This window comes from Ruegeria sp. BF12, assembly GCF_056538705.1.
In genome coordinates, this window is sequence record NZ_JBQFTP010000006.1 from 183826 (window position 1) to 198235 (window position 14410).

Consider the following 14410-nt stretch of genomic DNA (forward strand, 5'->3'; position numbering starts at 1 on the left):
TTTTGGATTAAGAGGCGAAGACCGCCAGGAACAGGCAAAGGAAGACAATAGCAACCACGCACCATGTGGTGGCCTTGATGAACCCTTCAAAGGTCTTGGTTTGAACGGTGATGTCCATTTCGCCGTGCTTGTATTCAGCCATGAGTCTCAGATTCCCAGTTCGCGTATTTCAAATGTTGGATAATGGAAAATCCGAGGCCTGTCACCACGTCATTCGCGCGCAGGGGACAAAGCTTGAAACACCGAACAGCCCGGATAGCCGAAACCCCACCGCCAGGGCAGGCCCGAGCAGGGCGCGCCGCCGAATCGGACGGCGGTATACATCGCCTCGGCTGTGACGGAATGCGCAGTGCGAATCTGCGCGGCTGTCATGTCATAGCGTTCCGCATATTCCTCGGCATGGTCTTCTCCGTGCTGCGTGACACAGGCGCGCAACGTCTCATCTGCGGAAAGACGCGCGTCATAGCTGTCTTCTGCTCGCAACCCTCCGCCCGCGTGGTGATAGGCGCGATCATGGATCACGCAGCAGTATTCCCAAGGTGGGTGCGCCTCGTAGAGCGCCTGAAAGCTGGGAAAGGTGTCTGCAACAAATCGCCAACTGGTCGACAGCCCGCCTGAACAGCCATCCGTTTCGAACGGGGTCAGCTCCGCGTCACCGCGCTGTGCCATCAAAGCCCGATGCGCCGGCAGCTCGAAACTGCGCATAAAGTCCTGCGCAACTGCCGGGTCAGCCATCAGCAAGAGGATGACCGCAAGATTAAGGGCTTTCATCGCGCATAACCTCGGTATCAACGGACATGCCGAAGGTGGTCGCCATCCACAGCAGCAACCGCTCTGCCGGTCCCATTTCCGCACGCACACGCAGAACTTCATTTGCCATCGCAGGGCGGTCGGTGATCAACCCATCCACCCCCATCGAGGCCATGGCGGACATTTGCAGCGGATCGTTCACCGTCCAGACATAGATATCCTTGCCTGCCGCGTGGACCGAATTCACCAAACCCGGCGTCGCCATCGCTGCGTTCACAGCAACGAAATCGCCCTCTAACCCCGACAAATCACCCACGGCCGTTGCGGCCAGAACCCCGGCCCGCCAGTCGGGGCGAATTGACTTCATCTTTTGTACCGCAGGGTACTTCAGCGACATCGTGGCAATGTCGTCCTGCATGCCAAGCTCCTCGACGATGGCGACAACGCGGTTCTCCAGATCGACGTCGTGACCATAATACTTGAGCTCGATGATGACCTTTGCCTTGCCTTTGGCGGCCTCCAGAACATCGCGCAGGGTTGGCGTCCGTTCATCCGCATATTCGGGGCCAAACCAACTGCCGATATCGATCTCCGCCACGTCCTCCATAGTCGCGTCCCAGACCTTGAGGTTCACGCCTGCCAGCTTCATGAAATCGCTGTCATGGGCGACAATCACCACACCATCCACCGTTTCCTGAACATCAATCTCGACCCAATCCGCCCCGTCCTCAATCGCCTTGAGGACCGCGGCCATGGTGTTTTCTGGCCGTAACGCCGCTGCTCCGCGATGGCCGATGACCTCGGCCCGGTCGGGGGCTTGCACCCGTTCCAAGAGGTGCTGACCGGACCACAACCCGATCAAGACCGCGACGGCTGCCGCGCCAACGGCCGCGAACAATGGGATTCGCAGACTGCCCGGCTCAGGATGGGGCGGTTCCGATGTTTCAGTCTCGAAGAACCCATCCAGCAACACGGCCAGTGCGCCAAGCGCTGTGGCCGCCAGAACCAAACCGGCCAGCGACCAGATTCCGGCAACGCCAAGGCTGTAGATCAACGCCAGCCTTAGGTTTGCCGCCCCCTGAAGCGGCACCAGCGCGAACAAAAGCCCCGCCACCCAGGCGATCAGCGCGGCAATGACAAGGCGCATCCCCAGCCATATGGCCAATTCTGTTTTGAGACGACCGCGTTTGCCCTCCATCCGGTTGGCGCTGATGTTGAACGCATGCCCCGGATGGACGCTTTCGAACAGAACCAGATGCAGGGACAGAGCCCAGGCCGACAATCTGCGGATCAGCACCCAAGCCATCAGCAGCACAACGACACCGATCAGGATAACTGCCACCCAGAATGAGGGTGGATGGAAAGTGAGGTAGTAGTTGATGTCGTATTCGGTCAGCGTCCACCAGGCGATGACCGCAGAAACAACCGCGAAGGGTAGGATCAACAGCAAAACGCGCAGGACAAAGCGTACAGCGAACCCAAACAGCGCAGGCAGGCGTGACAGGATCAGTCCGATGGCGGAACTGCCCGCCCGCCATGGATCGGATTCGCCCATACGCAATGAGCCCGCCATGACCGAGAACACAAAGACCTCGGCCAGCAGGAACAGGCTGAGGACGGCAATGGCCGCGATGAAACCGGCCGGCGACAGGATGAACGCTGCAATGGCCTGATCCGTCAGCGCGGTTTGATTGGATAAGCTCACCGCCAGGTTCACGGCAATGGCCACACCTGGTGCGATCAGGGCAACCAGCAGCAGGCGCACGACGATATAGATCGGCACAAAGACGCGACGGCGCGCCCATGCCCGTCTGTAGGCAGTTGAAACGGCTGAGAAATGTGTCACGCGCTGCGCCCCCTCGAATGGTGCGCTCATTCAAGGCTGCGCAGACGTGAATTGCAAGTCAGGCGATCAGCTTTCTTCCAGATCGGCCGCCAGCCGGAAACCGATACGATTTGCGGGCTTGTCCTCGACCGATTTGGGCAAGGCCCGCAGCATCACGTTCAACTGGCTGACATGCTGCACCAGCTGGGTTCGCGCACCCGTCGCATCCGATCCGTAAAAGGTGATGATATCGGGGTCGAAATACCCCATGCCTTCGATCCGCATGACCCCGGCATCGCCGCCGGTGAACCCCATGGCGACCTCTTGATCGCCGGTCAGGGTCTTTTCGAAATTCTGGATATAGAGGATCAGGCGTTCATATGCCCATTGAGCCGGGCTTTTGGTCTCAACCGGTTTTTGCAGCGGACCGGGTAAGTCCTTGGCACCAGACGGCGATTCAGGGTTCGCATGCACCTCGTAGCAACGCGGCAAGGCCGCTGCTTCGGCGGCTTCGGCCGATGTTTCGATCTGATCCTGCATGGCTTTACCCTTTGCGTTGAAACTCCCACGCCCCGTCCGCGCGGCGCGTCCGGGTGACAGTGTCAATGTGGTAAAGATGGTTCAGATGTGCAACCGCTTCGACCAGCGCGAGGCCATACTCGCCCTCGCTGATCTGGCGTTTGAACAAGGGCATAAAGCATTCGGCAGCGGTTTTGGGCTGATCCAGATAGTTCTGCAAACGATCCAGCGCGCCATGGTGGTTGGCGATCAGTTGCTTCATCCGCGTAGGCAATCCGGTGAACGGCAGTTTGTGCCCGCCCAGCGCCAGATGATCCGGTCGCGCCAAACCCTGCAGCCGCTCGCAGGCCTCAAGCCATTCGGCAACAGGGTCGGCCAGAGGTTCAGTGACATAGACACCCAGGTTCGGACTGATCGAGCTGAGAATCTGGTCGCCAGTGATCACAAGATTGTCGTCACGGCTCCAGAAGGTCGCGTGTTCGGGCGCGTGGCCATTGCCCATGTGCACATCCCAGTCGCGACCGCCCATGCGGATGACACTGCCCTGTTTGATCCGGGTAAAGCCCAGCGGCATGGGATAGACCGTATCGCAGTAGTTGAATGGGCGCTCGGCCATCCGCTTGGCCAGAACTTCGGGTGCCATACCGGCGCTGCGGTAATAGTCCAGCGTTTCCTGCGGCCAGCTTTCCTGAACGTCCAGTTGCAGCATGCGGGAAAACAACCAAGACGTCCGCGACGCGACCAGTTCTACGCCGTGCTCGGACTGAAACCAGCCCGCATTTCCCACATGGTCGGGATGGTGATGCGTCACCACAACCCGGTTGATCGGCTTGCCGCCAAGTGGGCTCGACATCAGCCTTTCCCAGATGCGCCGGGTCTTGTTCGACGACATGCCCGTATCGATCACGGTCCAGCCGTCGCCATCGTCCAGCGCGTAGATATTGACGTGATCCAGCGCCATAGGCAGCGGCAACCGCATCCAAAGCACACCTTCGGCGATTTCGATCGCCTCCCCCTCGGCCGGAGGTTCGGGCCACGGGTACCGGATCGCCAGAGGTGTATCGCCGTCCATCAGCCTGCAAGCTCCTCGGCGCTGAGGCCATAGACATCGTCAGCCCCGTTCTGCGCCTGCGCGAGCAGACCGGCATATTCGGGCAACAACGCGTTGATGTAAAAGCGCGCCAGCTTGAAACGTGAGCCGCTCGGTTCGGCCAATGCCGCTTTGAGGTGGTAATGCGCCCCCAACACCCGGGCAAACGCATTCAGATACGGCACCGCGCCAGCAAATCTGTTGTTCATCTCGGATTGCGCGACCATCCACTCAGTGGTCTCGCGCAAGCTCTCCGTGGCTTCCCAAACCGGACCCGCCAGTTCGGGCATGGTGGCCCGAGCCTCTTCGGCGTGATCCTCGATCTCATCCAACAGACGCGAGGCCGCTTCACCACCATCCATCATCTTGCGCGCCACAAGGTCCATCGCCTGAATGCCGTTGGTTCCTTCGTAAATCGCGGTCACGCGGACGTCGCGGTAGTACTGGGCCGCACCGGTTTCCTCGATAAAGCCCATGCCACCGTGCACCTGAACGCCGGTCTCGGATACGCGCATACCTGTCTCGGTACCGAAGGCCTTGCCGATCGGCGTCAAAAGGGCGGCGCGAGCGACCCAATCCGCGTCTCCGGTTGCGTTTGCCATATCGATTGCGGCGGCGTTGGCCAGCATGATGGAACGCGCGGCGAACGTGTCCGCGCGCATGCTCATAAGCATGCGACGCACGTCTGCGTGGTCGATGATCGTGCCAGAGGGCGTCTTGCCCTGCTTGCGCTCTAGCGCATAGGCCAGCGCATGCTGATAAGCACCTTCGGCTGCACCCACGCCCTGACCTCCAACGCCCAGACGCGCGTTGTTCATCATTGTGAACATCGCAGCCATCCCGCCATGTTCCTTTCCGATAAGCCAGCCTTTGGCCCCGTCATACTGCATCACGCATGTCGGTGAGCCGTGCAGGCCCATCTTGTGCTCCAGCGAGACGACCTTCAGATCATTGGCCACGCCGGGATATCCGTTCTCATCCGGCAGGTACTTGGGCACCAGGAACAGCGAAATCCCCTTGGTTCCCGGTACTCCGTCCGGCAACCGCGCCAGAACGAGATGGCAGACGTTTTCAGCGAAATCATTGTCGCCCCAGGAGATGTATATTTTCTGCCCCGAGACAGAATAGGTTCCATCGCCATTCGGTTGCGCTTTCGAGGTCAGCGCACCCACGTCCGACCCGGCCTGCGGCTCGGTCAGGTTCATGGTGCCCGACCACTCGCCCGCCATCATCTTGGGCAGATACAGCGCCTTAAGCTCATCGCTGGCGTGATGTTCCAGCGCCTCGATCTGGCCCTGAGTCATCAGCGGCGCGAGTTGCAGCGACAGGCAGGCCGCCGACATCATCTCGTTCACGGCAGTCGTGACGGTCATCGGCAGGCCCATGCCTCCGTATTCCGGATCACCGCTCATCCCGATCCAGCCGCCTTCGGCAATGGCTTTCCAGCCATCGGCATACCCGGGCGAGGTGCGCAGAACGCCGTTTTCCAGCCGCGCGGGTTCAAGATCACCAGGGCGTTGCAGAGGGGCCATCACCTCTTCGCACATTTTCCCGGCTTCGGTCAGAATGGCACTGACCACGTCCTCGCTGGCTTCCGAGAATTTCTCGGTCGCGGCGATCTGGTCAAAGCCGATCGCGTGGCGGAACAGGAACTCATAATCAGAAATTGGCGCGCGATATGGCATGTCTTCCCTCGGGGCTGTCTGAGTGGCGTTTACGCCGGCGGGCTTGGAATTTCCAGCGCCCGCGTTTATGCATCTGGGTTCAGTCGATTACGTATCGGTCCACATGCTACACGCAATCAAAACGCGGCGTCACCACCCATGATCCCTAACGGCACAATGAGTTTATCCGCCGATCCGGCTGGAATCGCAGAGGCTGCGGACCTTCTTCGTCAGGGGCTTCTGGTCGCCATCCCGACAGAGACGGTTTACGGCCTTGGTGGGGATGCGCGGAATGGGGAAGCTGTGGCCAGCATCTATGCCGCCAAGGGGCGTCCCAGTTTCAATCCGCTAATCGCACATGTCGCCTCAGTTGAGGCCGCCCAACGTTTCGTAACATGGTCCGTTCAGGCCGAAGCGCTGGCCAATGCGTTCTGGCCCGGTCCGCTAACGTTGGTCCTGCCGCTGCGCCCGGGTCACGGGATTTCGTCTTTGGTGACTGCCGGACTGGAAACTCTGGCAGTCCGCGTTCCGGCCCATCCGGCAGCGCGTGCCCTGTTGACCGAGTTCGACGGGCCTGTCGCCGCCCCGTCGGCCAATCCGTCGGGTCAGATCAGCCCGACAACCGCAGAACACGTGTTATCTGGCCTGAACGGGCGCATTGCGGCGGTATTGGATGACGGCCCCTGCGGCGTTGGCCTTGAGAGCACAATCGTCGGCCTGTCCTGTGAGCCTGCGCTGCTGCGCCCTGGTGGTGTCGCACTGGAACAGATCGAAACTGTTCTGAACACACAACTGCATATCCACAAAGCCGGGGATGCGCTGAACGCGCCCGGGCAATTGCAATCGCATTATGCTCCGGACGCACCTGTCCGTCTTAACGCAAAATCCGCTCAGGGAGACGAAGTTGTGCTGGGGTTTGGAGCGGTGGATTGCGATCTGAACCTGTCTGCGACCGGCGACCTTACCGAGGCGGCCGCAAATCTGTTTGCCGCCCTGCACACATTGAATGACACTGGTCGACCCATCGCCGTCACGCCAATTCCGGATCACGGGTTGGGCGCGGCCATCAATGACCGGTTGCGCCGCGCTGCGGCCCCGCGGCACACCTGATCAGGCGCGCCCTGACTCGGCCGACAGGATCAGCGGGTCGACACCCAGAGTGGCCAGCGCGGCCTCCCATTTCTCATCGTCGGGAACATCGAAGACCAGCTTGGACGACGCTTCGGTTGTCAGCCAGCCGTTCATGCCGATCTCATCCTCAAGCTGCCCCGGACCCCAGCCCGAATAGCCCAGCACCAGTGTCGAGTTCAAAGGACCCCTTCCCGACGCCAGATCCTCGAGGATGTCCAGCGTCGCAGTCATGCTGAACTCATCTGTGATGTGCATGGAATGCAGGTTCGCCTCGTAATCCGAGCTGTGCAGGACGAACCCTCGCGACATCTCGACCGGTCCACCGAAGTGTACAAGGCGTTCACCCACGACCGGTATTCGGCAAGGGATATTGAGCTGGCCCAAAAGGGTCTTGATCCGCAGGTCCGAAGGCTTGTTGATTATCAGCCCCATGGCGCCATCTTCACCATAGCTGCACAGGTACACCACCGAATGGTCAAAGCGTGGATCGCCCATTCCGGGCATCGCAATCAACAGTTTACCGGTAAGATCCATAGGCCGACATCTCTTGCTGGGTCTTATTCAACAATGACCCTTGGTCACCGGTAATGGCAAGGGATCAGCGCATATTTCCGCAGATTTCATTCGGGTGACCGGAACGTGACTTGGAATCCCGGTCCTTACAGCGCATTTATAGGGAATGAGCATGAAAATGACATTTTCGGCGATTGCCGTAGCCTTGGGCGTGGGTTTCGCCCAGCCTGTAACTGCACAAGTGACCGGGTCCGTTGCTGAGTTGCAGATTCTGGACGGCGGGCGAACGGCCCAGGGCACTTATCTGGGTGCCGTGCGTGTGACGCTGAAGGATGGATGGAAAACCTACTGGCGCGCGCCCGGTGATGCCGGGATTCCGCCGGAATTCGACTGGAACCGCTCGGACAATGTGGGTGACGTGTCGATTACATGGCCTGCACCGGATGTCTTTGACCAAAACGGATTGCAGTCCATCGGGTATGAAAACCAACTTGTTCTGCCGGTAGAAATAACGCCCAGAAACCCCGCCAAACCGGTCCGGCTGAAGGGAACGATGGATTTGGGTGTCTGCAAGGACGTTTGTATTCCTGAGCAACTAGATTTCGATCACACCTTGGATGCGGAGGCTGGGCGTAACCCGGCCATCGCTGCAGCACTTGCCCAGCGTCCGTATTCGGCGCAGGAAGCCAGCGTGGTCCATACCAGCTGCCATTTGACGCCGACATCTGACGGAATGCGGATTGAGGCGCGCGTGACGATGCCTTCGGCCGGTGGCCAGGAAGTTGCCGTGATCGAGCCGGGAAACCCCGCGCTCTGGGCCTCGCAGACGGATACTAAGCGGCAAGGCAACACCTTGGTCGCAACGTCCGAGGTGATCAACGCCGCTGGTGGACCGTTTGCGCTGGATCGCTCGGAGATTCGCATCACAGTGCTTGGTTCCAATCACGCAGTTGACATTCAGGGGTGCAGCGCAGGCTGAACCCGGTGGTCCCATGACACAAACCCCGAAAATCGGCGCATTGGCGGTAGTTCTGCATGAGGATCGCGTGCTGCTGGTGAAACGCAGCAAGCAACCCGATGCAGGTCTATGGGGGTTTCCCGGTGGGCATGTCGAATGGGGAGAAACCGTTCTGCGCGCCGCACAACGCGAACTGCGCGAGGAAACCTCGGTAATCGCCGAACCGCTGCATTATCTGGACAACCTGGACCTTCTGCGCCGGGGCGACAGCGGCGAAACCCTGTCGCATTATCTGCTGGTGGGCGTGGCTTGCCGTTATCAGGCGGGCGACCCCGTGGCAGGCGATGATGCACTGGATGCGGGATGGTTCCCCGTAGATCAGATTCGCAGGGGCGAACTGCCGATGAGCGACCGTGTCGTCGACCTGCTGGAAACCGCCCTGCGCCGGGCTTAGGCAGCAGGCCCTCTGAGCCGCGCAAACAGAAGACCCGAGAGTGCGACGCTGAGGACAAGGATCAGCACTGCGCCGGCGGCAAATGCGCCCAACCCCATCTGCAGAGCCGCAAGTCCGTCTTCGCCTCCATAGAAGCCAGAAAGCACGCCGATGGGGGCGCCATTTATCGCCGGCCAAACCATTGTCATCCCGAACCACAAGATCAACACGAAACCAGTGCACGCCACGGCACCTTGCACAACGCGGTCCGGAGCACGGGCGGCGCGGCGCATTGCAGTCATCGGCCGCGACAGGTCATTCAGGATGGCCAGCAACGCGGGCACCAGAAGCAGAACCAACAGCATCCCGAAGCCAAGCCCGTAAACCAGCGTAATAACGGTGGGTTTAAGGAATTGCGCCTGCTGCGATCCTTCATACAGCAATGGGGTCAGCCCCAGAACCGTGGTCAGTGTCGTCAACATCACCGGTCGCAGACGGTCCGCTGTGCCCTCGACGATCGAAGGCACAAGCCCCCGCTCTTGTTGATAGCCGTCAATGGTCGTCACCAACACGATCGAATCGTTGATGATGATTCCGGTCATCCCCAACAGGCCCACGACGGTGAACATGCTTAGCGGGACATCCCAAAGGTAGTGACCCCAGATCGCGCCCACCAATCCAAACGGAATGATTGCCATCACCACAAGCGGCCGCGTCCAGCTGGCAAACACCCAGGCCAGCACAAGATAGATGCCCGTCAGGCACAGGATCAGACCGGTTCGGGCCTCGGACAGGAACTCGTCCTCTTGTTCGCTCAGCCCTGCCATGCGCCATTCGACTTGCCGTTCCGAGGCGATTTTGGGCAGGATTTCATCATTCATTGCTCTGGCAATTTCTTCCGCCCGTTTTGGATCATCCTCGGAGATATCGCCGTTCACCGAAATCACCCGCAGACCATTTTCACGACGAACGGTCGAGAAACCGGATTTTCGCTCGACCGAGACGATATCGGCCAGTGGCACATACACCCCCTCGGGGGTTCGCATCAGGGTGCGTTCAAGGAAATCAGCTGTCAGTTCGCCTTCGGGCAGTTCCACGCGGATCTCGGCGCTGCGCGGACCATCGGGGAAGGTCGCGGCCTCGATCCCATTCAACCGGTCACGCAACACGCGGCCCAGCGTTTCAATGCGGAAGCCCAACGCCTGACCCTGTGCCGTTAGGTCCAGAATGTACTCTTCCTTGTCATAGGCAAGGTTGTCTTCCAGTGCCGAAACCTCGGGGTATTTCGAAAGTTCACTCTGCAGGTCCTCGGATGCAGCCTTGAGCGTATTCACATCCGCGCCATAGAACTGAACATCGATGGCGTCGCCACCAGGTCCAGACCGCCAGCCGCGGAAGCTGAGCAGTTCGACCTTTGGATGGCGCGGGACGAATTCCTGCAACTCGCCGACAAATTCAAAGCTGGAATAGGGGCGCAGATCGGCGTCTATCAGTTCGATCGAAATACCGCCCAGCAAGTCAGTATCCTTGCCATCAGCAGCAGACAGTCCCCACCCGGCAGACCCGCCCACCTCGGCCAGAACATAGTCGATAGGGTTGCGACCATGACGTTCTTCATAGATCTGCCCCAGCTCTTCGGTCGCGCGCTGCAGCTCGTGCATCATGGCCAGCGTATCGGCGCGTGTGGCCCCCTCGACCATGATGAAATTGCCGGTGACCGAGCCACGTTCGGGCGCATTGAAGAACCGCCAGTTTACGTCACCTTTAAGGAAAAGGGCGATCTGGCTGGCCAGGATTACGATCATAATCGCCACGACCACGTAGCGCGCCCAGACGACCCAGGCGATCAACGGTCGGAAAAGGGTGTCCCGCACCCACCGGAACCCGCGATTGACCACCCGGTTCGGAAAGTCATACCAGTGCTCTTTGGTGGAATGCGCGATGGCATGCGCCATGTGATTCGGCAAGATCAGGAAGCATTCGATCAACGAGGCAATCAGCACCGCGATCACCGTAAATGGGATGTCGCGGATCAACTCGCCAAACCGACCGCCAACCAGGGTCAGACCAAAAAAGGCAATCACCGTCGTCAAGGTCGCTGCAAAAACCGGCATCGCCATACGCCGCGCGGCGCGTTCGGCGGCGATCATAGGCGCCTCGCCCAATCTGCGCGCGCGGAAATCAGCGTGTTCGCCCACGACGATTGCGTCATCTACAACGATGCCCAACGTGATGATCAACCCGAACAGCGACACCATGTTGATCGACAACCCGCCGATATACATGAACGCGATCGCGGCGGACATGGCGACAGGTATCCCGGCGGCGACCCAAAAAGCGATGCGTGCATTCAGGAACAGAAACAGTAGGCAGACCACAAGGCCCAACCCGACAAGGCCATTGTCGACCAGAATATCCAAACGGTCGGTGATTGCCTGGGCGCGAGTTCGGATCAGCTCGACCGTGACGCCTTCGGGCAGGCTGGCCTGCATTTCGCGCACGACATCTTCGACCGTGTGCTGGATTTCAATCGCATCCCCAAGGTTCGAGCGGTCGACCCGCACGGACATCGCCGGGTTTTCGCCGACAAAGTAGCTGCGATCGCGATTGACCCCTTCCACGCGGATATTCGCTACGTCGCCCACCAGCAACTTGGACCCATCAGCAAAGTTGCGTAGGGCGATGCCTTCGATTTCTTCTGGCGTGCGTTTTTCCGTTCCTGTGCGGATGCGCGCGTTCGCTCCGGTCACATCGCCTGCAGGGTTGGCGTTGACCTCTGCTGCGACGGCCGAGGCGACCTCGGACAGCGTGATATCATTGGCAATCAGCTGGGCGGTGGGCACTTCGACCACAATGCGCGGCGCTGCAAGGCCGCGGATCGTGGTGCGAGTGACACCAACGGCAAACAGACGGTTGATCAATTCGTCCGTGAACTTGGCCAGATGATCCGGATCGACCGGTCCCGTAACAACCACGTCCGTGACCCGATCCCGCCACGCCCCACGACGGATTGTTGGCTCCTCTGCATCATCTGGCAGGCTGGTGACACTATCGACGGCGGTTCGGACCTCTTCAACAGCGCGGGACATGTCCCAGTTGGGCTCGAACTCCAACTGGATACTGGCCCGCCCCTCGCGTGAGGTCGATTCCGTGCTTGCAACACCTTCGACAGCCAGCAGGGCGGGTTCAAGAACCTGAACGATACCGTTGTCCACATCCTCCGGACCGGCGCCATCCCAATCAACGCTGACGTCCACACGTTCAAGGATTACATCGGGAAAGAACTGTGCCCGCATGTTCGGGATGGCCGCCGCGCCCAGAACCAGCATGACCAGCAGCAACAGGTTTGCCACCGTCCGGTGACGCGTGAAGTAGCTAAGGATACCGCCTGCCGCGCCGGGGATTTCGCGCATCATGGCGCCTAACCTCCTGCCCGGTTTTCAATTCTCTGGACCAGCGATGCGGGCACTTTCGCCTCGCCCAACTGCCCCAGAACCCGATCCTTGACGTCCTTTGGCATGCGCGTGCTGGCCTCAACCTGCGCCATAAGCTGCGCGCGGCGTTCTTCGGACAGTTCAACCATGTCGGGCGTTGCTTCAGCGCTGTCATCGATCCGCAATGGGCGCACACGCACACCAGACCCCAGCAACGGCGTCCGGCCGATCACAACCTCTCGCCCCACCAGCCCTTCACCGCGCAGCAGCACCTCGTCGCCCTGGCGTCTGATCAGTTGAACCGGCAGAGCCTCAAGCCGATCATCTGCGTCCAGCACCAGAACTGTTCCAACTGCATCGAGAACCGAGGATGGAAGGCGTACCACGTTATCCAGCGGCTGCTCCTGCACAGTAACCGTCACGAAATCGCCCGGCTTGAACCCCGACGCATCATCGAGGCGGGCATAGATCAAACGTCCGGTCTGCCCTTCGCCCGCCGATCCGCTGTCACGGCTTATCCGCCCTTCTGCGGTCAGATCGGTGCCCGTCACTTCAAGCGAGACCGTCACCGACGCATCAATCAGTTTGCCGTTTGCGTCCAGCAACCGAACGTATTGCGCGGTCGAGACCCGAAAGGCGACCTCAAGCGCATTCGGATCGACCAGTTCCGCCAGTTTTTCGTTCGCGGACACCAGCCGCCCTTCGACCAGCGTCACATCGGTTAGAGTACCACCAAAGCCGGCGCGGATGGTCATGTCATCCAGATCACGTTCGGCCGCTTCTAGTGCGATACGGGCGCGGGCCAAAAGCGTAGTCGCCTGATCAACTCGGGACTCGGCTTGGGCCAGCGCAATCCGGCGTGCCAGAACCGCCTGTTGCGCGGCAGCTTCGGCCAGTTCAGCCTCTTCCACAGCCGCGGCAGCACCCACTCCGCGGGCCTGCAAATCCTGTTGACGCTGCAAGGCGCGCCCGCGCAGTTCAGCCTGCGCTTCGGCCGAGTTCAGCTCATCCTGCGCCAGTAACAGGGACCGCTCCGCGTCACGCTCTTCGAATTGGGCATCCAGCAGATCCGACTTTGCCCGATCCAGCGCGGATTGGGTGTCTGCCGGATCAAGTTCGACCAGAACTTCGCCAGCGGAAACAACTCCGCCATCTTCGAAATCTTCGGCCAAAGAGACAACGCGACCGCCCAGCGCCGCCCGCAATTCCAACCTGCGGCGGCTTTGAACCTCACCAAATGCTTCCAGATACGGGGTGACCGTTTCCAGTTCCGCTGGCCGCACCGTCACTGCAAACACCCGCTCACGGGCTTGCGGCGCGGCCTGTTCCCGCGTCAGGACGTCCTGCACCGCGCCCGCGATCATCTGTGCCGCCACGAACAACAGGGCCAGCGTCAGGGACGCCAGAAAGACTCCTACAAGGCTTTGCCTCAGAAATCGCATTAATATTCACCCCGGTTGCATCAGGCTGCCATTTGCAAATGGTAGCTGGGCAACAAAAAATGCCAAGCCACAAAGCGGTTATGAACAGTTTAACGTGCGACCAGTCTACTTCCGTCGCAAATGTTCGTCCAATCTGGGCATTATTTCCACGAAATTGCAGGGGCGGTGACGGTAATCGAATTGTTTTTCCAAAATACCGTCCCACGCGTCCTTGCAGGCCCCCGGACTGCCGGGCAAGGCAAACAGATAGGTTCCTCCTGCAACACCACCCGTGGCACGTGATTGCACGGCTGAGGTGCCGATCTTTTCCATTGAGACGATCGTGAAAACAGTGCCGAACGCCTCGATTTCCTTCTCATAGACATCGCGATGCGCCTCGACTGTCACATCGCGACCCGTCAGGCCCGTGCCGCCGGTTGAGATCACCACGTCAATTTCTGGGTCAGCAACCCAGGCCCGCAGCTGATCGGCGATTTGGTTGCGCTCATCCCGGATGATTTTTCGATCAGCAACCGCGTGCCCAGCCGCTTCGATCCGGTCCACCAGCGTCTGACCTGAACGGTCGTCATCCGGCGAACGTGTGTCCGAGACAGTCAGAACGGCGATCCGAACCGGGATGAATTCCATGGTTTCATCAATGCGCGACATGTG

The 14410-nt window shown here is 60.0% G+C and carries 13 protein-coding genes; 3 read left to right on the forward strand and 10 right to left on the reverse strand.

All coding sequences use genetic code 11. The features are described from left to right. Positions 1-7: 7 nt before the first annotated feature. The 6 genes from ACR0J0_RS12010 to ACR0J0_RS12035 form a co-directional block, all read right to left on the reverse strand. Positions 8-142: an aa3-type cytochrome c oxidase subunit IV gene (locus ACR0J0_RS12010; protein ID WP_480664236.1), complete on the reverse strand. Its 135-nt coding sequence runs from the start codon at positions 140-142 to the stop codon at positions 8-10. A gap of 68 nt (positions 143-210) precedes the next feature. Then, complete coding sequence (locus ACR0J0_RS12015; RefSeq protein ID WP_480664238.1) at positions 211-771, reverse strand: hypothetical protein; 561 nt, start codon at positions 769-771, stop codon at positions 211-213. After that, the gene (locus ACR0J0_RS12020) at positions 758-2626 is read right to left on the reverse strand and encodes a glycerophosphodiester phosphodiesterase family protein (protein ID WP_480664241.1); all 1869 of its coding nucleotides are present in this window, start codon (positions 2624-2626) and stop codon (positions 758-760) included. Before ACR0J0_RS12020 ends, ACR0J0_RS12015 begins: the two co-directional genes overlap by 14 nt. A gap of 36 nt (positions 2627-2662) precedes the next feature. Then, a complete protein-coding gene (locus ACR0J0_RS12025) occupies positions 2663-3115 on the reverse strand; it encodes a DUF6173 family protein (protein WP_480664243.1) in 453 nt (150 codons plus the stop codon). A 4-nt stretch (positions 3116-3119) separates the two neighbouring features. Then, complete coding sequence (locus ACR0J0_RS12030; protein ID WP_480664245.1) at positions 3120-4166, reverse strand: MBL fold metallo-hydrolase; 1047 nt, start codon at positions 4164-4166, stop codon at positions 3120-3122. Continuing rightward, positions 4166-5869, reverse strand: coding sequence for an acyl-CoA dehydrogenase family protein (locus tag ACR0J0_RS12035; protein WP_480664247.1), 1704 nt, complete (start codon positions 5867-5869; stop codon positions 4166-4168). The genes ACR0J0_RS12030 and ACR0J0_RS12035 overlap by 1 nt, the downstream gene beginning before the upstream one ends. 156 nt (positions 5870-6025) lie before the next feature. On the opposite strand from ACR0J0_RS12035, the gene ACR0J0_RS12040 reads away from it, so the two are divergent. Continuing rightward, positions 6026-6958, forward strand: a complete 933-nt coding sequence (locus tag ACR0J0_RS12040) for an L-threonylcarbamoyladenylate synthase (RefSeq protein WP_480664249.1) — start codon at positions 6026-6028, stop codon at positions 6956-6958. On the opposite strand, the gene ACR0J0_RS12045 is transcribed toward ACR0J0_RS12040, so the two are convergent. Continuing rightward, entirely contained in the window at positions 6959-7513 is a 555-nt protein-coding gene (locus tag ACR0J0_RS12045; protein WP_480664251.1) for a YqgE/AlgH family protein, read from the reverse strand. A gap of 145 nt (positions 7514-7658) precedes the next feature. On the opposite strand from ACR0J0_RS12045, the gene ACR0J0_RS12050 reads away from it, so the two are divergent. Next, a complete protein-coding gene (locus tag ACR0J0_RS12050; protein WP_480664253.1) occupies positions 7659-8471 on the forward strand; it encodes a protein-disulfide reductase DsbD domain-containing protein in 813 nt (270 codons plus the stop codon). A gap of 13 nt (positions 8472-8484) precedes the next feature. Continuing rightward, a complete protein-coding gene (locus ACR0J0_RS12055) occupies positions 8485-8904 on the forward strand; it encodes an NUDIX hydrolase (protein WP_480664254.1) in 420 nt (139 codons plus the stop codon). On the opposite strand, the gene ACR0J0_RS12060 is transcribed toward ACR0J0_RS12055, so the two are convergent. The 3 genes from ACR0J0_RS12060 to moaB all read right to left on the reverse strand — a co-directional run bounded on the left by ACR0J0_RS12060 (position 8901) and on the right by moaB (position 14407). Further along, positions 8901-12299 (reverse strand): efflux RND transporter permease subunit, encoded by a 3399-nt coding sequence (locus ACR0J0_RS12060; protein WP_480664256.1) that lies wholly within the window; start codon positions 12297-12299, stop codon positions 8901-8903. The two genes, ACR0J0_RS12055 and ACR0J0_RS12060, sit on opposite strands and share 4 nt — an antisense overlap. A gap of 5 nt (positions 12300-12304) precedes the next feature. Continuing rightward, positions 12305-13759, reverse strand: a complete 1455-nt coding sequence (locus ACR0J0_RS12065; RefSeq protein WP_480664258.1) for an efflux RND transporter periplasmic adaptor subunit — start codon at positions 13757-13759, stop codon at positions 12305-12307. A 105-nt stretch (positions 13760-13864) separates the two neighbouring features. Next, entirely contained in the window at positions 13865-14407 is a 543-nt protein-coding gene (moaB, locus tag ACR0J0_RS12070) for a molybdenum cofactor biosynthesis protein B (protein ID WP_480664260.1), read from the reverse strand. Positions 14408-14410: the final 3 nt, after the last annotated feature.